Here is a 23,213-nt window from a genome sequence, read left to right on the forward strand (position 1 = left end):
CTCCTGTGGGATGCGCCCGGTCAGCCGGCGGGCGGCGCCTCGTGTCGGGGCGTTCTCGGGTCGATCGCCGCGGTGATCCGCGCATCCTCGTACCCGGCCACCGACCGCAGCACCTCCGCGGTGTCGGCACCGACAACCGGTGGCAGGGCGGGTGCGAACTTCTCCCCGGCGACCCGCACCGGGCTGACCACGAATTCGAGTTCACCGACCCCCGGGTAGTCGACCCGGTAGGTGTTCTCCCGCGCCTGGAAATGCGGGTCCGCGAGCATGTCGGCCACGCTGTTGACCGGACCTCCGGCGATGCCGTGGTCGAGGAACAGCTGCACCCACTCGGCGCGGGTGCGCTGCGCGAAGATCTCCGTCAGCGCACGCCACACGAGGTCCGCGCGGGCGGCGGCGCCTGCGTCGGTGCTGGTGAGGTCGACGCCGATCAGGTCCTGACGCCCAACTGCGACCAGGAAGTTGTGCCAGAACTTCTCCACGTGCGACCCGAACAGGATCGCCTCACCGTCGCTGGTGCGGTAGGCCTCGAGTCGCGGCCAGTCGGGCAGCCGGCCGTCCGGCAGCCAGGACGGACGCGGCACCGAGCGGTCCCTGTTCAGCTCCGCATCCACCAGGTCGGGCATCCACGCGGCGGCGACGTCGATGCCCGACACCTCGACGTGGCAGCCGACACCGGTGGCTCCGGCCTTGTGCAGTGCGGCGAGCAACCCCATCGCCCCGTACGCGCCGAGGGCGTACATCGCGATCGGTGGCGTGGTGGAGCCGGCCATGCCCTCGGCCGGCGGCTCTGCGGGAGTGTTCACCTCGCGCAGCCCGGCGTAGGCGTCGAACACCGGACCGCCGGTACCCAGAGCCCGGTACGGGCCGTCGGTGCCCATACCCGACACGGTGCACAGCACGATTTTCGGATTCACCTGGCGCAGTTGCTCGTAGCCGACTCCGAGCCAGTCCAGGTAGCCGCCGCGCATACCTTCGACGACGGCGTCACACGAGCGGGCGAGGTCGAGGAAGGCGTGCTTGCCCTCGGGACTGCGCAGGTCGAGCGCGACGGACTTCTTGCCGCGATTCCATCGCAGGTGCATGAACGCCGGTCCGTCAGGATCGCCGATCGCCCGGTTGCCACCGACGCGGACCGGGTCGCCGAGCGGCCCCGACTCCACCTTGATCACCTCGGCACCGAGGTCCGCGAGGTGCCCACCCAGCGACGCCGGGGCGAGCTGGGCGACCTCGAGGACCCGCAAACCATCCAACAGCGAGTACCCACTCATGAATTCTCCTCCGCTCCCCAACCCACGGCCAGCGAGACATTCTGTGTTTGTTCGGGTTTCAGTTCGATCCAGAGTCCCTCGACATCGGCCACGAGGACGTCTCCGTGATACATGGCACCGCGCATGAACCGCTTGCGACCGTCCTGGCCGGCGAACTCTGCCTCCACACGCAATTCGACGTCGAGTGGCGCGGGCGCCCGATAGTTGACGTGCAGGTACGCCGTGCGTGCCCACGGTCTGCCGCAGCTGTTGGCGAGGCGCGCGAGGATCTCGTCGAAGATCAACGGTGTCACGCCACCGTTCATCGCGTATCGGCCGGAATGAAATCTGCCGACGACGACGTGCCCGCGCGCCCGGTTTTCGGTCACCTCGTCGAGATGGAGGGCCGGTGTGAGGGTCTGCCCGCGCCCCGCAAGGTCCCAGCGGCGCCCGGAGATCTGCTCGTCCTCGCCGACCTCGAACGCTGCCAGTCGGGCCGCGAGGTCACGGAGCGTTCGCGCTGCCCGGCCCGCCGCCTCCGGGGTGGGCCGGCTGCGGGTGACGGCCTCCTGCACCGCGCGCAGGGCGTCGGTCAGTTCCGCGAACTCGTCGTCATGGTCGGTAGTCGGTTCGAACGGGTCGTCCCAGCTGGGACTCCAGATATCGTCGGTGGTCGAGACAGTGGTGGCGTCCATCCGGATCTCACTTTCTGTGGAGGAGAGTGACGAACGGCGAATCACTGTGCGCGACTTCCGAAGTATGAGCGAAATATCTCCTCGACCGGGCGGGGTCGAAGGGTCGTGCGCGACACGACGTTTTCCCGGTCGTATCGGCTCCGCAGGCCCTGCCCCGGTCCGTCGAGCAGCAGCGCCTTGATCTCGCGCATCGATTCGGGAGGCTGAGCGGCGATCTGTTCGGCCGCCTCGAGCGCGGCGCCGAGAACGTCGCCGTCGGCCGCGTACCGGGAGACGAGCCCCATCCGGAAGGCCTCCTCGCCGGACACTGCTCGTGAGGTCAGCAGTAGATCGCGGGTCGGCCCGGCGCCGATCAGCTGGTCGAGGACCCATGTCAGGTTGGCTCCGCCGTACTTCGCCGCGGTGACGGTGATGCGGGTGCCGGGGCCGCCCACCCGCAGGTCCGAACACACCGCGAGCAGGGTTCCCGCGCCGTGGGCGATCCCGTGGACTGCGGCAACCGTCGGTTTGGGGAACGTGAAGTACCGCCACAGCAGCTCTTCTCGTTCGAGCATGCTCAGGACTCCGGCATCCGGGGTCATCGCGCGAAGTTCCTTCAGGTCGTATCCGGCGGAGAACGCCGCTGCGCCCTCTCCCGCCAGTACCACCACCCGAACGTCCGGGTCGTGTGCCGCCTCTGCGAGCGCGGCGTCGAGTTCACGTTGCAGACCGAGCGAGATCGCGTTGTGCACGTCCGGGCGAGCTAGGTCGAGTTGCAACACCCCGGGAGCCGGGGACGATCGATGCAGGTCGTCCGACGTCACTTCGCACCGCCGACCGCGGCCTCCTCACGCGCGACCTCCTCGGCATCCCGGGTGATCATCTTGTGGAAGACCTGACCGGGGAGTTCGTTCCGTCCGTAGATCAGCTCGTCGACCTGCCCGTGCGCCGCGTTGGCGGTGATCGTCTTCGTGACGAACCAGTCCTCGGCGTGCAGGGTCTCCATGAGGAGTTCCCAGTTCTTGTCGAGAATCCGCTTCTCGCGCGGGGTCTCCGGCTCCTTTGGGGAGAGCAGACGGATGGTGCAGTACGACACGTTGGGATCTTCGGTGTCGGGAACGATCGTCCAGATCTCGAAGTGATTGGGCTCCGTAACAAGCATGGTGCCCGGATAGATCGTGTAGTTCGCGAGGGAGTAGTCGCGGACGTCGAACGAGTCGGGATCGGCGCCGCGAACCTCGGTTATCGACTTGCGCGCGACGACGATTCGCCATGAGCGGTCCACCAGGTCGTATGCCGTGATGTTCCCCTCCAGGTAGTTGCACACTGTCTTGGTGTGCAACTGGCACAGGTGGTACGAGTCCTGCACGCCGTCGACGGCGATCTTCCAGTTCATGTCGAGTCTCCAGGTCTCCTTGCGCACCTGGAACGACTCCGCCATTCCGGTCGCCGTCACCTCCGCGTCGTGCTTGGCGCCGAGGATCGCGGCGATGTCGAGATCAGCCCCGACCGTCGGAACCACCCAGACCAGGCCGTGCCGTACCTCGCAGGGAAATTCCACGAGCCCGTACTGTGCGCGGTCCATGCCGTCGAAGCCTTCCGAGTGCGGCATCCCCCGCAGATCGCCGCCGCGGCCGTACGCCCAGTTGTGATACGGGCAGCTGAAGATGCGCTTGCAACCCGATTCCTCGAACTCCACCTTTGCACCCCGGTGCCTGCAGACGTTGGAGAAGGCCTTGACGCTGCCGTCCGTCTGCCGCACCACCAGCAGCGGTGTGCCGATCAGCTCGGTCGTGACGAAGGCGCCGGCCTTCTTCAGCTCGTCGACGTGCGCGACGATGTGCGGCAGTCGCCGGACCACCTTGCGTTCGCGTTCGGCGAGTTCGGGGTCGTTGAACGCCGAGAACGGCACTCGAAGCAGGTCATCCGCGTAGTCGGTGCTGTTGTTGTCGACATGTGCGATCAGTCGCTCGGTGAGGGTGATCTTGTCTTCGCGCTCCATACACCGAGAGTGGCACATGAGACATTGCTTGTCTAGCGTCTCACTCAAATTGATGACGGTACTGTCTACTGGTGGCTGCAAGGACTGGAAACGACCCCGCGACCGACGTCCGCTCGACGATCCTCACCGCAGCGGAGACGTGTTTCGAACGCTTCGGAATCACGAAGACGACCATGGAAGACGTCGCTCGCGCGGCGGATATGTCCCGCGCGACCGTCTACAGATACTTCTCGGACCGCGAGAGTCTGATCATCGAGTCGGTCGCGCGGCGCGCGCGCAAGAACATGAAGCCGGCCCGGGCCTTCATCGCGAAGTGGCCCACCATCGAGGAGCGCCTCGTCGAGGGCATCTGCAACAACGTCGAGAGCGGTCTCCGGGACCCTATGGTTCACCTGCTCGTTTCGCCGTCGGAGATGACACTGGCGAACTCGCTGCTGACCACGTCGGGCAAGGCCGTCGAACTCACGAGCGAACTCTGGGAGCCGATTCTGCGCGACGCCCAGGAGGCCGGCGACATCCGCGCCGACGTCGATCTGGCACTGCTCTGCGAGTGGATCTCCGAACTCGAGATCATGTGCATCAGCCAACTCAACGGCGGCACCGGCTCATTGGAACGGTTCCGCGAGAAGCTACGCGCCTTCCTCGTCCCTTCCCTGCTGCCCGCCGGCAACTGAGACCGCGAGGGACGCCGCGAACGGCGGTCGGAACTACGGCAGGAAGGCAGGCAGGACGAACTGCCTCATCATCTGGCGGTGCGAGGGATCGCTCGGATCCGAATTGTCCAGCCGCGGTGCAAGCATCAGCTGTACAAGGGTGATCCAGGAGCACGCCTCGCCCGTGTCGATATCTGCGCGCATCTCGCCATTGGACTTAGCCTCGTCGAAGATCGGGCCCCACAGTTCGGTGGTCAGACTCGTTGCGAGTGGGATGGTCTCGAGCCACGAATCTCCGCCGACGTGTTCAGGACTGACAAGTATGCGCACGATCGGGTCGTTGATTCCGTCGTAGACCAGGTAGATGAGACCTTCGATCAGCTTGTCCTCGAACGTTGCACACTCCATCAGGAACTTCCGGCCGCGATCGAGGGTCTGGCGCGATCGCCACCTGATCAGCTCGGTGGTGAGCGTTTCACGGTCCTGAAAATAGCGGTAGACGGTCGGGCGTGAAACCCCGGCCTCCTTGGCAATGTCCTCCATCGTGGTCTTCGAGATTCCGAAGCGAAGAATCATAGCCTGAGCAGCCACAAGTATCTGGGACCGTGCGACGTCGGCGTCCTGACTCAGCACCCCGGCAGTTCTTCTTCTTGCCATCCTCGCGCTCCAGACACGATCATTCCGACCAGCCACCCCGACCAGACACGATACAAATGACAATACACGTAAGATGTTGTATTCCGCACCCGCTGGCCAGCACCCCTACACCAATGAACGAGGCAGGTGTCCGAGGTCCCACATTCCCACGGGACCATCGGACATCTGCCTCGAATCTCCGCCCCGGACTCAGGACGCGGGTGTAAAGGTGATCGGAAGTCGGATGCATCCGCGCACCTGGGTCGCGTGCAGGATCGGCGGGTCCTCCGGAACGAGACGGTAATCGGGCAGTCGCTTGTGAATCTCCTCCATGGCCAGCTTGAGCTCGATTCGTGCCAGATGCGACCCGATGCAACGGTGGGGCCCGGCGCCGAAGGACAGATGACGATTGGGCGAGCGGTCGACCCTCAGCTCGTCCGGATCTTCGAACTCGGCGCCGTCACGGTTCGCCGAGCAGAGCAGCACGATGAGCTGGTCCCCTTCCCTGATCGTGACTCCGCCGATCTCGACGTCGCGGGTCGCTCGCCGGCCCGCGATCACGGCGGCCTCGATCCTCAGGATCTCCTCGACCGCCGCCGAAACGGTGTCGGGATCGTCCACGATCTCCTGCCTCTGACCCGGGTTGTTCGCCAGATGGATGATCGCCCAGGCAAGTGAACCCTGCACAGTATGCAAACCCGCGATGAGCAGAAGGAAGAACATGCGGTACAGCTCCTCGTCGGTGAGGAGCCGTACCCCGTCCCCCATCTCGATCGGGGTGTTGATGATCTGTGCGGTCAGAGTGTCCGAGGTGATCTCACCTGACCGCACTCCGGCCACGATGGCACCGAAGTAGCCGAAGATCTGGTTGGCTGCAGCCTCGCGCGCCGTGGCCGATTCTTCCTCGGTTCCGCCGGGAACACCCTGTAGTGCGACGTCTGTCGTCGTGGTGAACATCTCGGCGTCTTCGAGCGGCCAACCCATCAGTGCCAGGAACACCCGTGTCGGCAACTCGTGCGCGAACTCCGAGATGAACTCGGCTTCGCCGCGTGCCGCGAAATCGTCTATGAGCTCGTTGATGACGTCACGGATCCGGGGCTCGAGTTCCTTCATCCGCTTGGGACTGAACAGCGGTTGCAGCGCCTGCCGGTAGTACGTGTGCTCCGGCGGGTCGAGCTCGATCGGGATGAACTTCCCCTGACCGGCGTTCACGAGGTTGTTGGGGTAGCTGGAGAAGGTCTCCGGGTCACGCAAGACCTGGTGGATTTCCTCGTAGCGCGTCACGATCCAGTGTCCGCCATGCGCCTTCGAGTACACGACGGGGCCGATGGCCCTCAGCGCCGCAGCACGTTCCTGAAACACGTCCTCAGGCATCGCCAGGGTCTGGTCGTAGACGTCGAAGTCCACGATGAGCCTGTCGGGTAGTTGGGTTGTCGTCACTGCTTCTCAACCTTTCCGCGTTGGGGGTTCGACGCTCAGCGCGCGTTCGGGGCACATTTCGACGAGGGCATCCAGTTGGTCTCGTCGTTCCTGCGGAACCGATTCGGCAACGACTACCGGGTAGCCCTGGTCGTCGCTGTCGACAATGTCGGGCGCCGCCCCGTAGCAGAGGCCGTGGCCAGCACACGCGGACCGGTCGACCCTCAATGACGGCGCACGGTTCTGCGCAGGGGTTCTCATGGACGGTCGCTCCGCTCAGTCGACAGGAAGCGTCGGATTCGGTGCGTCCTCTTCGAACATCATCGCCACACGTGACAGGGTGCCGCCGTCCGTCGCGGGCAGCGTCAGACCCGAAATGTATGCGGAGTCGTCCGACACGAGGAAGAGTGCAACCTTCGCGTTGTCCACGAGCGACGGTGGACGCTGGAGCTTGAGCGGAATCGGCGAGACACCCGGGTCCCACGGCCCCGCGGTCTCTTCGTAGGACTGACCGATGACCGGGGTGCCGGGACCCATCAGGAAGTTCGGCGACATCCCGTGGGTGGGAGCGAGGGCGTTGACGCGAATCCCGTACCGTCCGAGATCCAGGCTGAGGCCGCGAACCAGGCCGTTGACGCCGGCTTTCGTCGCCGAGTACATCGCGATGCTGTGATAGGCGGCGAAGGAAGCCGCAGAGGACGTTGCCAAGATGGTGCCGCCACCATTCGCCCGCATCGCCGGCACCGCCGCCTTACAGGAGTACACGACGCCGCTGAGGTTGACCCCGAGAACGTGCTGCCAATCGGCATCAGTGAGGTCCTGAAACTCCACGTGCTCGCCTCCTGCCACCGACGGCACACCCCCACGGGACACGACGCCGGCGTTGGCCCACATGATGTCGAGCTTGCCGAACTGATCGACGGTCGCCTCGACGCTGCGATACACCGCGGCCTCGTCGCTCACATCGGCGGTAATGGCGATCGCAGTTCCACCCTGTTGCTCAACCAGTTTCGCCGTCTGCTCGGCTCGATCGCCGTCGATGTCGACTACCGCAACCTTCGCACCTTCCGACGCGAACAACTGCGCGCCCTGGCGCCCGAGCCCGGATCCGCCGCCGGTGATGACGGCAACTTTGTCCTGAAGCTTCACTGCAAACTCCTCTGTGATGGTTCATCGGATGCCGAAGATTTTGCGGAGCGGGACAGCATCCAACATTGTTGGTTTACATGACTTTCCGATCCCCGATGGGGCGCTTTCGCCGGTCGAGACGATCGAGTGCGGGTCGCAATTCCGATACAAATAAACCTTATACCGTTAGTCTATGAGACGTCAATCACTTTCTGAGCCGGTCCGAGCAGCGACGTATCGAGGTCATCGCAGCCAGAACTAGCTGCACGCGAGACGATTTGAATCATCAGGTTGTATCTACCAGCTTCACACGCGCCAGCCCCATTCCCTGTCGAGCCGCCGCTCGTACGCGTCGAGCGCTTGCCAAACGTAAGTAGTCGACGCCGTTGTGGACCGCGCGAACCCGTCCACTCGGTCGGATCCCAGCACCTCCAACGGAGAAAGAAGCTAGCGCAAAGCATTACGCCTTTCTCCCGGTGGAGCTGAGGTAGTCGAGAACTCCTCGACGATCGTGGCTGTCATCGCCTCAATCGATCCGGCGTGTCGGCCGCGCGGCGGCGACGACGCCGACGCCTCCCTTGCCACGTGGCCGGGTGGAACTCTCCTTGATCTTGCTCTCCAACAACGCTTCCAACGCATGAAGGGCGATATCGGTGTTCCGTCTTGGTCCCCTGATGAATCGGGTGCGACACCGAATCGGATGAGCCCTACGGAGTATCGAGCGTCTCGACGAGGGAGACCTCCACGGCGGGAGCTTTCCGCCGCGTAGCAGCCGGATGGGCCGGACCCCACAATCGCCACCTCAGCAGTGCGCGTTGCGACACCGGGCCGTCTCGGCGACAGGAGGTTCGGCACCAGGGATGGGCGGATCCCGGCTGGCGTGATACGCCGCGTCGATCTCCTCGTAGCGCAACGTTTCCGAAGTCAGGTCGCATTCGGAAGCTATCGCGACGACCGGACATGCATCGGTACTTGCGCCTTCGAAATATCCGATCGGATCGGATGTAGAGCATCTCCGCGTGACCGTAGCCGTGCTCATTCGGAGCCGGATGAATGCAATCGACGGGCACACCAAGACGCACCTTGCGTCATTGCAGCAGGATTGCGCGACTACATGAGCCAACGTGAGCTCCTATCGCCTCATGACCGGATCGCCAGCACCCTGCCACACTTAACAGTGATACAAATTACGTTAGATGTCAGGCATTGCATGTGTCAAGCCTCACACTGAGGCAACGAGGTCTGGTGCCGGCCCGGCCCGTGGGTCGGGGGCGCGAGAGTGGGTGGTGGTCAAGCCCTGCCCGGTGGCGTCATGGGAACTACCGGCCCCGTGGCCCGTCCCTGTTCGTCCAGGATGTGGCCCAGGTGTTTCCCGATCTGCATGACCACCGACCGGTCGGCCACCCGCGATCCGGGCAGGAGCTTCTCGAGGAGCAGTTCGAACCGGTGGACGTCGTTGAGGGTGCGCAACCAGACGGCCATGATCAGGTTGTATTCGCTGGCCACGAGTACCGCCAACCGCACTTCCTCGATTCGGCCCAGCGACGTCCGCAGCCGTTCGATCAGGGGCGCGGGAACCTGCATGAAGTACCAGGCGTAGACCGGCCACTCGGAGTAGGTGCGGGCGATGTCGGTGCGCAGCAGGAGCGATCCGTCTCGCCGCATCGTCGCGATGGCGTCGGTGATGCGCTGATTGCTGACGCCGGCGCGTTCGGCGATCGCCGTGGTGGCCGCGCGGCCGTCGATGCCGAGTTCGTGGTGGATCACGCGTTTCAGGTCGGGTGAGACGGTCCGCGAAGCGCGCGGGCGGGGCGGCCGGGGGCCGGGAACACGGGCGGCCTGCGCCGCGGACAGCGTGCGCAGCCGCCAGTTCCCCGCCTCGAACAGCACCTCGGTGATGAGGTGGGTGCGGGCGCGCCGGATCGCCGGGTACTCGCCGAGTCGATGAAGCAGGAACCGAGACGTGTCCGCCGAATCCTGCGCCATCAGCGTGAGCAGGAGGTCGCGACCGCCCGCCGTGAAGTCGATACCGGCGACCATCGGGTCCTCCGCCATCGCCTGCGCGGTTGCGACGGATTTCCCTGGTGCGCATTCGATTTCGACCAGCACGCCACGTCCCGGAGTCCCGGCGTCGTAACCGGTGATCCAGATCAGACCGGTGTCGCGCAGCCGCTGGTACCGCCGCGACAACGTCACCGGGTCGACGTCCAGGATCGGCGCGAGCGCCTTCCAGGAGGCTCGCGGCTCGATCTGCAATGCATGCATGAGTCCGAAGTCGACGTCATCTGGCTCGTAATCCTGCATGGATGGTCCTTTAGTGCCGAGAAAGCTGCAAATTTACACGATGGAATTCACACCGGGTCACTCTTCCACCAGTCACCTTCCGCTGAACCTCTTGGAGTCCACATGAGTTCTTCGCGCCACCTCCAGGGAAGCGACGCTGCCACGGCAGCGGTCGGATTCCTCGTGGTCATGGAGTTCGCCAGCGGCCTGCTGCAGGGGTGGTTCTCCCCGCTGCTGCCCGCCATCGGCGAACGTTTCGACGCGTCGTCCGCCGCCTTGAACTGGGTGAGCGCCATGTATCTGCTGGGAACGGCGGCCTGCGTCCCGTTGATCGCCAAACTCGGTGACCTCTTCGGCCACAAGCGGCTTCTCGTCGTCGCAACCGCGTCCGTCGCGCTCGGTTCGTTCCTCGTCGCGTTCGCGCCGTCGTTCGAACTGCTGCTCGTCGGCCGGGCGTTGCAGGCACCGCTCGGGGCGTTCCTTCCGCTCGAGTTCGCGATCGTGCGGGACCGTGATCCGGCCACGGCCGGCCGGAGCATCGGCAGGCTTGTCGGGTCGCTCACGCTGGGCGCCGCTGTCGGCGGCCTACTCTCGGGTTTCCTCCTCGACTCGGTGATCGGCGACGTGAGCGTCGTGCTGCTCGTTCCCGCCGTCCTCATGACGATCTGCCTCGCGGTGGTCTACTTCCTCGTCCCGGAGACGACGGTGCGCAAGACGGGCACCGTCGACTGGACCGGCGCCGTCCTGCTCACGGTCGGACTGCTCGGCGTGCTCGGCGGTGTGTCCAACGCGAGCACCTGGGGTTGGACGAGCGCGCTGACGTGGTCGGCCATCGGCGTCGGGGCCGCGGTTCTCGTCGTCTGGGTGTTCGTGGAACGACGCGTCCGGCACCCGCTCGTGGACCTCGACGTCGTCGGGCGAGGAATGCGCGTTCCCATGTTGATGGCCATGCTGTTCGGCGCCCAACTATTCGGTGTCCAGACCCCCAGCGCCCTCTTCCTCCGTGCCTCACCGGAGACCAACGGCTACGGGCTCGGCGTCACCGCCTCGATGACCGGTCTGATCCTGGCACTGTTCGCGCTCGCGATGTTCGTCGGCGCCTCGGTGAGCGACCGGCTCGCCCATTCCGCCCTCACCGTGCCCGGATCGCTCGCACTGGGTGCGGTCCTCGCGGCGGCCTCCTACATCCTGATGATCGTCGTCCAGGGGAACGTCGCCCTGTTCACGCTGTGGCTCGTCGTCGCGGGACTGGGTGGTGGCGTGGTGGTCGGGGTCCTGCCCACCGTCATCGTGCAGCAGGCCCCACCGGATTCGGTCGGCATCGCATCCGGCCTCTACAACACATCCCGCACCGCGTCGGGAGCCGTCGCCGGGGCAGTGTTCGCCCTCGTGATGTCGTCGATGATCACTCCCGCGCTCACCGCCGGCGGCAAGCAGATCCCCTCTGTGGGCGCTTATCACGTGGTGTGGGCAGTCTGTGCGGCACTGTGCGTCCTCACCGCTGTCCTGGCACTGAAACTTCGGTCGCAGCCGGCCAACACCGAGAACGACACGACCCCACTCGCCGACGACGAACAAGTGCCCGCCTGACATCTCTCCTGAACACCGAACGAAAGGACATCGAAGTGTCTATCGATCCATACCTCCTCGGCACCATCGACGAACTCGGCTCGCAGTACACCGCATTGAGCGATGCAATCTGGAACAAGCCCGAACTGCGATGGGAAGAACATACTTCCGTCGATGCGCAGATCGCCGTCGCGGAGGCCGAGGGCTTCACCGTCACCCGGGCGGTGGCCGGTATCCCGACCGCGTTCAGCGCCGAAGCCGGAAGTGGCACGCCCGTGATCGCGATCGTCGGCGAATACGACGCCCTCGCCGGGCTCAGCCAGAAATCGGGAAGTGCCGTGCCGGAACCGGAACCCGGCAACGAAACCGGGAACGGACAGGGCTGCGGCCACCACCTGCTCGGCGGCGGTTCACTCCTGGCCGCGACCGCGGTCAAGCGGTACCTCGACGCGAACGGCCTCCCCGGAACCGTCCGCTACTACGGCTGCCCGGCAGAAGAGGCCGCCGCCGGAAAGACGTTCATGGTCAAGGAAGGTGCCTTCGACGACGTCGACGCTGCCGTGTCATGGCACCCCGGCGACACCACCACCGTGCAACGGATCCGGACACTCGCCTACATCCAGGCCTACGTCCGCTTCACCGGTGTCGCCTCCCACGCAGGCGTGTCCCCCGAGCGCGGCCGCAGCGCTCTCGACGCGCTCGAGCTGATGAACGTCGGCACGAACTTCCTGCGTGAGCACATGCCCTCGGACTGCCGGATCCATTACGCGATCCTTGACACAGGCGGTCGCTCACCCAACGTGGTCCAGGCGAGCGCCGAGGCGTACTACCTGGTGCGGTCGCCGGACGTGGCCGGCATGCGCGAGCTGTTCGCCCGCGTGACGAAGATCGCCGAGGGCGCCGCGCTGATGACCGAGACCTCGGTCGAGATCGAGATCGACGGCGGATGCTCGGACATCCTGCCCAACGTCGTCCTCGAGGATTCGATGCAGGAGCGACTCCGCGAGCTCGGACCGGTTCCCTTCGACGCCGGCGACCTCGAGTCCGCATCGGCGTTCACCACCGCGACGGCGTCGGGACGCACCGCGAGCACACTCGGCGGTGAGTTCGACGGCGACGGAAGCGCTCTGCACACCGACATCGTCACATTCGACGCGCGGACGCCACGGCCGACGCTGACCGGATCCAGCGACCTAGGTGACGTCAGCCGGGTGGCACCCCTCGTGCAGTGCGCCACGGCGTGCGTCGCCGTCGGCACTGCCGCCCACTCGTGGCAGATGGTCGCCCAAGGCAAGCTTCCCGCCGCACACAAGGGGATGATCCACGCCGCCAAGATCATGGCCGCGACCGCGGCGGACCTGCTGACGGATGCCGAACTGCTGGCCTCCGCGCGCAAGGAATTCAGCACCCGCATCTCCGAGACCCCGTACGACTCCCCGCTTCCCGACGGGGTCATCGCCCCGCCCCTGCGCGACACAGTCGCCGTCTGACCGTCCGGTCGCAACCACCAGGAAGGACCCACATGACTCTCGTCACCCCAGTCGGAGACACCACCGAGACTCGCGCGGCAGCATTGAAGGACACTGCGGCGCAGGTAGTCCGGAATCGCGAGAAGGAACTGCTCGAACTCAGCCATCGCATTCACGACACCCCCGAGATCGCGTTCGAGGAGCACCGCGCCGCCGGCCTCGTCGGGGACACGCTCCGGAACGCCGGCTTCGATACCACCGTGGGCGTCTACGGGCTCGACACGGCCGTCGAGGCGGTCTACGGCGACGGTGATCTCACGGTCGCGATCTGCGCCGAGTACGACGCGCTGCCCGAGGTCGGGCATGCGTGCGGGCACAACATGATCGCGGCCGCCGGGGTGGGTGCGGCGCTCGCGCTCGCGGCGGTCGCCGACGAGGCCGGTCTCCGGATCAAACTGCTCGGCACACCCGCCGAGGAGCACGGCGGCGGCAAGATCCCGATGCTCGAAGCCGGTGCGTGGGAGGACGCGGCGCTGTCGCTGATGGTCCATGGTGCGTCGGGGACGGACATGCCCTGCGCCTCGCTGTGGATGCAGGCGGTCGACCGATTCGAGGTCACATTCACCGGCCGCGCCGCACACGCCGCCGGCGCACCCGAGCACGGGATCAACGCCGGTGCCGCGGCGACGATCGCGCTGGGTGCCCTCGGTTTGGTCCGGCAGCAGTTCCGGGCGAAGACACGGGTCAACGCGTTCGTTTCGCACGGCGGAGACGTCACCAACATCATTCCGGCCCGGACCGTGGTGCAGGTCGAGGTGCGGGCGCCGGAGATCGGTGAGTGGCGCGAGGTGAAGGAGCGGGTGCTCGCCTGCTTCGAAGCGGGCGCGATCGCCACCGGATGCGAGTGGACATACGAGGCCACGGAACCGCCGTACGCGCCGATGGTCCAGAGCGCGGTGCTCGCGGCGATCTGGGACGAAAACCTGCAGGCCACCGGCCGCGAACTCACGTCCGCCTCACTCGGCGGAGGCTCCAGCGACATGGGCAACGTGTCCCAGGTCGTGCCGTCGATCCATCCCGCGATCGCGGTGCTCGGTAGCACCGCGATCCCGCACAACGCCGACTTCGCCGACGCCGCAGCCAGTCCCGCGGCCGACGCCGCGATCCTCGACGGTGCGACAGCGCTGGCGTGGACGGTCCTCGACGCCGCGCTGGACGCCGAGGTCCGCGGGGAGTTGCTGCGTCTGCAGGCGGAACGGCCGGAGGGGTTCACCCGGCGCGCCAGCTGGGCGTGATCGCCTAGGACAGGGCGAGCCGGCGCTCGGCGATCGTCACGTGCTGCGCGAGGACGGGGCCGATGCCGGCGAGCGCTTCCGGACTCGTCATCTGCTGGTGCGATACGGGAACGGCGTGTTCGATGATCTCGCCGCTGATGTGGGGCCTCCACGCGGAGACGCCGGTGGGGGCATCCACAGAGTCCGCCGCACCGAAGAACAGCAGATCGGCACGGATCGGTGTCGACGGGCGGTGCGCGAGGGCGAGGTCGACGGTCTGCGTGAACACCCGGTGGACGGCGTCGAGGTCGTCCGCGGTCACGGCTGCGAACAGTCCGCCGGTGCGGCGCAGCACTTCCACGGCGCGATCCGTGGTCGCCGCCGCATCCTCGTCGCCCGGGACCACCGCGCCGAGCTCCGCCAGAAGTGCTGCCACGGTCGGCTTTTCCGTCGTGGGACCGTATCCTCCGGTCAGGTGTGTGTCGAGCATCGCGAGGGTGGCCACCTCGTCGCCGCCCTCCGTGAGCTGCACCGCCATCTCATGGGCGATCTGACCGCCGACCGAGTAGCCGACCAGGTGATACGGGCCGTGCGGCTGCACCGCGCGGATCCGCTGGACGTACCGGGCGGCGAGATCCTCCAAGGAGTCGACGCGCAGGTCGGGGTCGGTCAGCGCCGGGGATTGCAGCCCGTACACCGGACGGTCACCGAGGTACTGCACCAGCCCGGTGAAGCACCAGGCCAATCCGATCGCGGGGTGGATGCAGAACACCGGGTTGCCGGTTCCGGTGGTTCGCAGCGGCAGCAGCACGTCGAGCGACCGGTCGGCGGCGCCGTCCGCGCGGGAGTCCTCCGGCGCCGTGGCGATCATGTGTGCCAAGGCTTCCGGCGTCGGATGGGTGAAGATCCACTGCACCGGCACGACGCGCGCAAACGATTCGGCAATCCGGGCGATCACGCTCGTCGCGGTGAGCGACGTGCCACCGAGCGTGAAGTAGTTGTCGTCGAGGCCGACCCGGTCCAGGCCGAGCCCCTCGGCGAACGCGGTGGCCACCACCTCCTCGGTCGCGTTGCGCGGCGCCCGGTACGCGGCGCGCGCCGCGGTGAAGTCCGGTTCCGGCAGGGCGGCGCGGTCGAGTTTCCCGTTCGCGGTCACCGGCACGGCGTCGAGCACCGTCACGGTCGCGGGGACCATGTGCGGGGCCAACCGCGCACGGGCGTGCGCCAGGACCGCGGATGTGTCCAGTAGCGAGCCCGCAGCGGGGACGACGTAGCCGGCCAACCGGTCGCCGCTGGTGTTCACGACGGCACGATCGATACCGGGGTATCCGAGGAGAGCCGATTCGATTTCGCCGAGTTCGACGCGGAAACCACGAATCTTCACCTGAAAATCCGAGCGACCCACATACTCGAGCACCGGACCACCCACCGAACGCCGCCACCGCACCACATCCCCCGTCCGATACATCCGATCCCCCGGCCCACCGAACGGATCCGCAACAAACCGCCCCGCCGTCAACGCCATCCGATTCCGATACCCCCGCGCCAGCGCCGGACCCGACAAATACAACTCCCCCGCCGCCCCGAACGGCACCGGCCGCAACCGCCCATCCAACACCAGCTCACCGAACCCACGAACCGGACCACCAACCGTCACCGACTCCCCCACCACCAACCCACCACTGGCATTCGACATAATCGTCGCCTCCGTCGGCCCGTACGCATTGAACATCCGCCGACCCGGAGCCCACCGAGCAACCAACTCCGGCGGGCACGCCTCACCCGCCACCACCAACGCACCCAACGCCCCCAACCCCACCGGATCAACCGACGACAACGCCGTCGGCGTCAACACCGCATGCGTCACCGACTCCCCCACCAGAATCCGCGCCAACTCCTCCCCACCGTAAACCGTCGGCGGAACCACCACCAACCGCGCACCCAACCCCAACGCCCACACCAACTCGAACACCGACGCATCGAAACTCGGTGACGCACAATGCAACACCCGAGCACCCGCACACACCCCGAAACCCGACCGCTGCGCAGCCACCACATTCGCCAACCCCCGATGCGTCACCACCACACCCTTCGGCACACCCGTCGACCCCGACGTATAAATCACATACGCCGCCTGACCCACCCGCACCGGCGCACCCCGATCCACATCCGTCACCACCCCCGCCGACACCGACGACAACCGCGACACGACCACCGCATCATCGAGCACCACCCACCGCACCGAACCCGGCAACCGATCCCGCACCTCCGAGACCGTCACCCCCACCACCACACCCGAATTCACCAGCATGTGCTCCACACGCCCCACCGGATACTGCGGATCCACCGGCAAAAACGCCGCCCCCGTCTTCGCCACCGCCCACACCGACAACACCGACTCGACCGACCGCGCCACCGCCACAGCCACCACCGACTCCGCACCCACCCCCGCCTCCAACAACACCCGCGCCAACCGATTCGACGCCTCATCCAACTCCCGATACGTCAACCGACGATCCCCACACACCACCGCCACCGCCAATAACTCCGGCAACGACACCTCCGACACCGACACCCCACCCACCACCGGAGTCAAGCACTCCAACTCCGCAGCGCCGATCACGGCGATGTCGCCGATCGGGCGGTCCGGCGACGCCGTGACCGCGTCGAGGATGCGGACGAACTGGTCCGCGAACCCGCGCACGGTGCTCGCGTCCAGGATGTCGGTGGCGAAACCGAACGCCGCGGACATTCCGGCAGGTTCGCCGGTTCCGTCGACGTTCTCACTCAGGGTCAGGTACAGATCGCATTTGGCGACCTCGACACCGGCGTCGACGACCTCGACGGTGAGCCCGGGCAGTTCGAGGCGGCTCTCCTCGGTGTTCTGGAACTCGAGCAGCACCTGGAACAGCGGGGTGTGCGCGGTCGACCTGACCGGGTCGACCGCCTGCACCACCCGGTCGAACGGCACCTCCGCGTGCCCGAATGCCCCGAGGTCGGTCTCGCGGACGTGCGCCACCAAGTCGGTGAAGGAACTCTCGGGTGCGACCCGGGTCCGTAGCACCACGGTGTTGACGAACATGCCGACCATCTCGTCGAGTGCCGCGTCGCCGCGACCGGCGACGGGCGTGCCCACCGCGAGGTCCGTCTCGCCGCTCAGGCGGCCGAGCAGGACGGCGAGTGCGGCGTGCGCGACCATGAACAGCGTCGAATCGTGGTCCCGGGCGAGGTCGGACAGCTTCCTGTGGAGGTCCGCGCCGATCGCGAACGGCACGGTGGCGCCGTGTGCGGACCGCTGCAGCGGGCGCCGCCGGTCGGTCGGCAGCTCGAGCAGCTCGGGCATCCCGTCGAGGGTCCGGCACCAGTAGTCCAGCTGCGCCGAAAGCAGCGAGTCCGGGTCGGTGTCGCTGCCCAGCGTGCGGCGTTGCCACAGCGCGAAGTCCGCGTACTGCACCGGCATCGGCGCCCACCCGGGCGGACGTCCGTGCGTACACGCGGTGTACGCAACCATCACGTCGCGGGCGAGCGGCGCCATCGACGATCCGTCCGCCGCGATATGGTGCAACACGAGAGCCACCACGTGTTCGTCCGGGCCGATCCGCAGCACCGCGACACGCATCGGGACGTCGCGGCTCACGTTGAACTGGGCCGACGCGAGAGGCACCAGCTCGCTGCGCAGCGCCGCCTCGTCGGACACGGTGACCGGGGTGAGGTCGAGGGTCACCCGATCCGCGGGCAGCACCACCTGATGCGGGCCGTCTGCGGAGCCGGGATAGACGGTGCGGAGCGGTTCGTGTCGTTCGACGACGTCGCCGAACGCGGCGCGCAGAGCCTCGATGTCGAGTTCGCCGGTCAGGCGCAGTGCGATCGGAACGTTGTAGGCGGGCGAGGTCGTGTCGACCTGGTTGACGATCCACATCCGCTGCTGTGCGAGGGACAGCGGCACCCGGTCGGGGCGCGGGGTCGCCGTGAGGGCGGGACGCGCCGCGGTGCTGCGATCCGCGGTAGCGGCACGGTCGGCGAGTTCCGCCACGGTCGGCGCCTCGAACAACTCCCGGACACCCAAGCCGACGCCCAGCGCGGAGTTGATGCGGGCGACGGCGCGGGTCGCGCTCAGCGAGTTACCGCCGAGGTCGAAGAAGTTATCGTCGAGCCCGGCCCGGTCGAGTCCGAGCACCTCGGCGAAGACGTCTGCCACGGTGTGCTCGGCCGTATTAGTCGATGCGCGGAACACGGTGCGGACGATCGCGAAATCCGGGGTCGGCAATGCCTGCCGGTCCAGCTTGCCCACCGGCGTGAGGGGCAGTTCGTCGAGGATGACGACGGTCGCGGGCACCATGTGGGCGGGCACGAAGCCGCGTACATGGTCGGTCAGTTCGGTGACGTCGGGTTCGTCGTCACCGGACGGCAGGACGTACGCCACCAGGACGGTGTCCCCGGACGGGGCGGTGCGGCCGAGTGTCACGGCGAACGCGACGCGGGGATGCCGTGTCAGCGCTGCGTCGATTTCGCCGAGTTCGACGCGGAAACCACGAATCTTCACCTGAAAATCCGAGCGACCCACATACTCGAGCACCGGACCACCCACCGAACGCCGCCACCGCACCACATCCCCCGTCCGATACATCCGATCCCCCGGCCCACCGAACGGATCCGCAACAAACCGCCCCGCCGTCAACGCCATCCGATTCCGATACCCCCGCGCCAGCGCCGGACCCGACAAATACAACTCCCCCGCCGCCCCGAACGGCACCGGCCGCAACCGCCCATCCAACACCAGCTCACCGAACCCACGAACCGGACCACCAACCGTCACCGACTCCCCCACCACCAACCCACCACTGGCATTCGACATAATCGTCGCCTCCGTCGGCCCGTACGCATTGAACATCCGCCGACCCGGAGCCCACCGAGCAACCAACTCCGGCGGGCACGCCTCACCCGCCACCACCAACGCACCCAACGCCCCCAACCCCACCGGATCAACCGACGACAACGCCGTCGGCGTCAACACCGCATGCGTCACCGACTCCCCCACCAGAATCCGCGCCAACTCCTCCCCACCGTAAACCGTCGGCGGAACCACCACCAACCGCGCACCCAACCCCAACGCCCACACCAACTCGAACACCGACGCATCGAAACTCGGTGACGCACAATGCAACACCCGAGCACCCGCACACACCCCGAAACCCGACCGCTGCGCAGCCACCACATTCGCCAACCCCCGATGCGTCACCACCACACCCTTCGGCACACCCGTCGACCCCGACGTATAAATCACATACGCCGCCTGACCCACCCGCACCGGCGCACCCCGATCCACATCCGTCACCACCCCCGCCGACACCGACGACAACCGCGACACGACCACCGCATCATCGAGCACCACCCACCGCACCGAACCCGGCAACCGATCCCGCACCTCCGAGACCGTCACCCCCACCACCACACCCGAATCCACCAGCATGTGCTCCACACGCCCCACCGGATACTGCGGATCCACCGGCAAAAACGCCGCCCCCGTCTTCGCCACCGCCCACACCGACAACACCGACTCGACCGACCGCGCCACCGCCACAGCCACCACCGACTCCGCACCCACCCCCGCCTCCAACAACACCCGCGCCAACCGATTCGACGCCTCATCCAACTCCCGATACGTCAACCGACGATCCCCACACACCACCGCCACCGCACCCGGATCCACCACCACCGACGCCGCCAACAACTCCGGCAACGACACCTCCGACACCGACACCCCACCCACCACCGGAGTCAAGCACTCCAACTCCGCAGCGCCGATCACGGCGAGCGGAGTACCGGGGTCGGCGGCGAGCAGTTCGTCGATCAATCCGACGACACCGGCGTGATGCGACCGCAGGTCGTCGTCGCGGTAGCGGTACGGGTTGGCCTCGAACTCCACGATCGTCGACGCCGGAGTGCCGCTCCGGTACACGTTCACGGACAGGTCCGGGACAGGACCGGTGGTGAGGATCCGGAAGTCACCGGTCAGCGAGCCGAAGGTGAGATCCTGGTCGAAGAGCATCACGTTGATCATCGGTCCCGAGATCCTGCGGGCCTCGGCGGACACACCCAGCTCACGCAGAATGTCCTCGACGTTGCCGCGTTGGTGCCGCATTGCACCCATCAGTTCGTGCTGGACCCGGGTCACGAGGTCGCCGACGGTGTCGTCGGATCGGACCTGCACACGCAATGGCGCAACGTTGGCGAGCATGCCGCCGGAACGGCGCAGTACAGCGGTGGTGCGCGCGGACAGCGGAATGTCCACGAGCACGTCCTGCCGTCCCGTCCGCCGCGAGAGGTAGCAGGCGAAGGCGGCGATCAACGCGGCTGCTGCCGTTGCGCCCGGCCGGCCGTCGGTGTCCTCGAGCCGTGCGACGGTATCGGCGGACAGCGCCGCGCGCACGGTCAGGCTGTGGGCGGCGGGTGGAGCGTCGATGTCGGTCAGGGAGGCGCCGTTCGTGCGTGTGTGGAGACGTTCGGCCCAGTAATCACGGTCGGACGAGAACCGGTGGGACGCCCGGTAGTCGCCTTCGAGGCGGTGCAGGGTGTGCAGGTCGGCTGCACGGTTCGGTTCGAGCTCGAGACCGTGGACCGCCGCGGTGTACAGGGCGGCGACACGGTTGACCATCGTCATCGCCCCGTATCCGTCGAGGGCGACGTGGTGGATCCTGCTGTACCACAGGTGCCGCTCGTCACCGACCCGCAGCAGCGACGATTCGCACAGATAGTCGTGCTCGAAATCGACTCGTGCCGTGTAGTTCTCCTGCATCCACGCCTCCGCGGCGGCCATCGGGTCGGATGCACTGCGGAAGTCGACGATTCCCATGGCCGCATCGGCAGGCGGATCGACCACCTGGTACGGCTCACCGTCGACATCGACCAGGCGCAGGAACACCGACTCGTATTCGTGGCCGGCAACGAGCGCTACCTCACGGAACAAATCGACGTCCAGCTGCCCGCGGATGTCGACGTACTGCGCGATGCAGATCGGGACGTCCGGGGCTAGTTGCTGCGCAAACCACAGCCCGTGCTGCGCCGCGGACAGCGGGAACGGATCGGATCGATGCTCTCGGTAGTTCGCTCGCGCAGCGTGTTCCATCAAATCACCAACCAGGGTGCTTGCGCCGCTGGATCGACGGCGGGACGCTCGGTCCTTGTGGGCAGGGGCAGCCGGATATACCGACGCCACTACAGTCCCGCGGATCGCCATGCGCGAAAACACACCCTAGGTGTGTGGTGTGGACACCCTGCACCGCCCGCGCGACCCCACGACGAAGATGCCGGAGAACTATGCTTGGCCGTGAGCTTGTTCGAGGCGCGACGACCTGGAACGCCCCCGAGGAGGTCCGCGATGAAGACGATCATCCACACTCGGTTCGGCGGTCCCGAAGTTCTCGAACTCGCGCAAGTCCCGAAGCCGACACCCAAGGACGGCGAAGTCCTGGTGAAAGTCCACGCGACAACGGTGACAACAGCCGAATGCAAGATGCGCCGCGGCGAGCCTTTGTGGGGCCGGTTGATCCTCGGCCTGCGAAGGCCACGGAGGAAACTGCGGACCCTGGGCCTGGAACTTGCCGGAGAGATCGAGGCCGTCGGCAAGGACGTCCGCCGGTTCCGGCCGGGCGATCAGGTATTCGGGTTCACCGGTTTCGACATCGGCGCCTACGCCGAGTACAAGTGCCTACCGGAAACCGCCTCGCTCGCACTCAAGCCGGTCAACAAGACCTACGAGGAGGCCGTCGCCGCCGTCGACGGTGCCACAACCGCACTGTTCTTCCTTCGGGACAAGGCGAAGGTGCGAACCGGACAGAAGGTCCTCGTCAACGGCGCCTCCGGCAGCGTCGGCACCTACGCGGTGCAACTCGCCAAGTCGTTCGGCGCGGAGGTCACCGGAGTGTGCGGTCCGCACAACACGGAGTTGGTGAAATCCCTGGGCGCCGACAACGTCATCGACTACACCACCGAGGATTTCGCCGACGACACCGAGGCATACGACGTCGTCTTCGACGCCGTCGGCAGGAACTCGTTCGCTCGGTGCAAGGGCTCGCTCACCGAGCACGGGTGCTACGTTCCCACATCCGGGCTGAACAACAACCTGCTGCAACTCTGGACGTCGATCCGAGGCGGAAGGAAAGTCGTCACCGGTATGTCGGTCCGCAAGAACGACGCATTGGCGTACATCAAGCAGCTCCTCGAAGCGGACACGTTGCGGATCGTCATCGACCGCAGCTATCCCCTGGAACGCATCGTCGAGGCGCATCGGTATGTCGACACCGGACACAAGAGTGGCAACGTCGTCATAACCGTGGCCTAGACGGGCCGGCACTCGGGTACGCACGTTTACGAGATCGCGACCTGGGGGAATCTCGTAGACAAAGGACGGTGCCAGATGTTGAAATCCGAGAACCCCAACCCCGCGCGGCCCACCCGAAGCTTCCTCGACCGGCGCCGCGGGCCCTCCGACCGTGAACTCTTGACCACCGCCAAGTCGGTGCTGATCACCAGCCGCGGCTACAGCGATGCGCAGGCGTTCGACGAACTGCTCGACGTGGCACGACGGCACCATCTCTCCGTGCAGGGCGCCGCTCGGTGCCTGATCGATCTCACCAGCAACACCCGGCACCTCACCAGTCGCCGTCCGGGCACGTTCCCCGAGTGGGAAGGACTCCGCGGACAACCTTCGCGGCACCACCGTCCTTCGCAACGCATGGCCAGCCTCCACGGGCGACACCATCCCCACCTTGCGACACAGATTCACCCGTGACCAGCGCGGCCCGTCGACTATCGGCACGCCGGAGTCGCCGGCGGCGGCAGCGCACCCGTATTCCT

At 66.6% G+C, this 23,213-nt stretch carries 16 protein-coding genes; 6 read left to right on the forward strand and 10 right to left on the reverse strand.

The features are described from left to right. Positions 1 to 20 precede the first annotated feature (20 nt). From PSR88_RS02020 to PSR88_RS02035, 4 genes are read right to left on the reverse strand one after another with little or no spacing between them, the layout of a single operon-like run. Positions 21 to 1,271, reverse strand: a complete 1,251-nt coding sequence (locus PSR88_RS02020; RefSeq protein WP_011593690.1) for a CaiB/BaiF CoA transferase family protein — start codon at positions 1,269 to 1,271, stop codon at positions 21 to 23. Next, positions 1,268 to 1,945 (reverse strand): PaaI family thioesterase, encoded by a 678-nt coding sequence (locus PSR88_RS02025; protein WP_020476752.1) that lies wholly within the window; start codon positions 1,943 to 1,945, stop codon positions 1,268 to 1,270. Before PSR88_RS02025 ends, PSR88_RS02020 begins: the two co-directional genes overlap by 4 nt. A gap of 41 nt (positions 1,946 to 1,986) precedes the next feature. Beyond that, the gene (locus PSR88_RS02030; RefSeq protein WP_011593692.1) at positions 1,987 to 2,748 is read right to left on the reverse strand and encodes an enoyl-CoA hydratase/isomerase family protein; all 762 of its coding nucleotides are present in this window, start codon (positions 2,746 to 2,748) and stop codon (positions 1,987 to 1,989) included. Beyond that, entirely contained in the window at positions 2,745 to 3,926 is a 1,182-nt protein-coding gene (locus PSR88_RS02035; protein ID WP_016881000.1) for an aromatic ring-hydroxylating oxygenase subunit alpha, read from the reverse strand. Before PSR88_RS02035 ends, PSR88_RS02030 begins: the two co-directional genes overlap by 4 nt. Positions 3,927 to 3,997: 71 nt before the next feature. On the opposite strand from PSR88_RS02035, the gene PSR88_RS02040 reads away from it, so the two are divergent. Further along, positions 3,998 to 4,600, forward strand: coding sequence for a TetR/AcrR family transcriptional regulator (locus tag PSR88_RS02040; protein ID WP_011593694.1), 603 nt, complete (start codon positions 3,998 to 4,000; stop codon positions 4,598 to 4,600). A gap of 33 nt (positions 4,601 to 4,633) precedes the next feature. On the opposite strand, the gene PSR88_RS02045 is transcribed toward PSR88_RS02040, so the two are convergent. The 5 genes from PSR88_RS02045 to PSR88_RS02065 form a co-directional block, all read right to left on the reverse strand. Then, the gene (locus PSR88_RS02045) at positions 4,634 to 5,236 is read right to left on the reverse strand and encodes a TetR/AcrR family transcriptional regulator (protein ID WP_011593695.1); all 603 of its coding nucleotides are present in this window, start codon (positions 5,234 to 5,236) and stop codon (positions 4,634 to 4,636) included. A 189-nt stretch (positions 5,237 to 5,425) separates the two neighbouring features. Continuing rightward, the gene (locus tag PSR88_RS02050) at positions 5,426 to 6,655 is read right to left on the reverse strand and encodes a cytochrome P450 (RefSeq protein WP_016880998.1); all 1,230 of its coding nucleotides are present in this window, start codon (positions 6,653 to 6,655) and stop codon (positions 5,426 to 5,428) included. A gap of 6 nt (positions 6,656 to 6,661) precedes the next feature. Then, positions 6,662 to 6,895 carry a ferredoxin gene (locus tag PSR88_RS02055; protein WP_016880997.1) on the reverse strand — a complete coding sequence of 78 codons (234 nt, stop codon included), beginning with the start codon at positions 6,893 to 6,895 and terminating at the stop codon, positions 6,662 to 6,664. Positions 6,896 to 6,910: 15 nt separating this feature from the next. After that, positions 6,911 to 7,783: an SDR family NAD(P)-dependent oxidoreductase gene (locus tag PSR88_RS02060; protein WP_016880995.1), complete on the reverse strand. Its 873-nt coding sequence runs from the start codon at positions 7,781 to 7,783 to the stop codon at positions 6,911 to 6,913. A 1,269-nt stretch (positions 7,784 to 9,052) separates the two neighbouring features. Beyond that, a complete protein-coding gene (locus PSR88_RS02065) occupies positions 9,053 to 10,066 on the reverse strand; it encodes an Lrp/AsnC family transcriptional regulator (protein ID WP_011593702.1) in 1,014 nt (337 codons plus the stop codon). A 102-nt stretch (positions 10,067 to 10,168) separates the two neighbouring features. Here PSR88_RS02065 and PSR88_RS02070 point away from each other — a divergent pair, with 102 nt between their 5' ends. From PSR88_RS02070 to PSR88_RS02080, 3 genes are read left to right on the forward strand one after another with little or no spacing between them, the layout of a single operon-like run. Further along, the gene (locus tag PSR88_RS02070; RefSeq protein WP_016880993.1) at positions 10,169 to 11,635 is read left to right on the forward strand and encodes an MFS transporter; all 1,467 of its coding nucleotides are present in this window, start codon (positions 10,169 to 10,171) and stop codon (positions 11,633 to 11,635) included. 35 nt (positions 11,636 to 11,670) lie between these two features. Beyond that, entirely contained in the window at positions 11,671 to 13,104 is a 1,434-nt protein-coding gene (locus PSR88_RS02075; RefSeq protein ID WP_016880992.1) for an amidohydrolase, read from the forward strand. A 32-nt stretch (positions 13,105 to 13,136) separates the two neighbouring features. Then, on the forward strand, positions 13,137 to 14,378 hold the full coding sequence (locus PSR88_RS02080; protein ID WP_011593705.1) for an amidohydrolase: 1,242 nt from the start codon (positions 13,137 to 13,139) through the stop codon (positions 14,376 to 14,378). Between the two features lie 4 nt (positions 14,379 to 14,382). Here PSR88_RS02080 and PSR88_RS02085 read toward each other — a convergent pair whose 3' ends face one another. After that, positions 14,383 to 21,483, reverse strand: coding sequence for an amino acid adenylation domain-containing protein (locus PSR88_RS02085; RefSeq protein WP_342338040.1), 7,101 nt, complete (start codon positions 21,481 to 21,483; stop codon positions 14,383 to 14,385). 252 nt (positions 21,484 to 21,735) lie between these two features. Between PSR88_RS02085 and PSR88_RS02090 the strand changes: the two genes are divergently transcribed. Then, complete coding sequence (locus PSR88_RS02090) at positions 21,736 to 22,698, forward strand: NAD(P)-dependent alcohol dehydrogenase (RefSeq protein ID WP_016880991.1); 963 nt, start codon at positions 21,736 to 21,738, stop codon at positions 22,696 to 22,698. Between the two features lie 75 nt (positions 22,699 to 22,773). Then, entirely contained in the window at positions 22,774 to 23,148 is a 375-nt protein-coding gene (locus PSR88_RS02095) for an ANTAR domain-containing protein (protein WP_016880990.1), read from the forward strand. Positions 23,149 to 23,213: the final 65 nt, after the last annotated feature.

Source organism: Rhodococcus sp. DK176, from assembly GCF_038447315.2.
Lineage (GTDB): Bacteria > Actinomycetota > Actinomycetes > Mycobacteriales > Mycobacteriaceae > Rhodococcus_F > Rhodococcus_F jostii_A.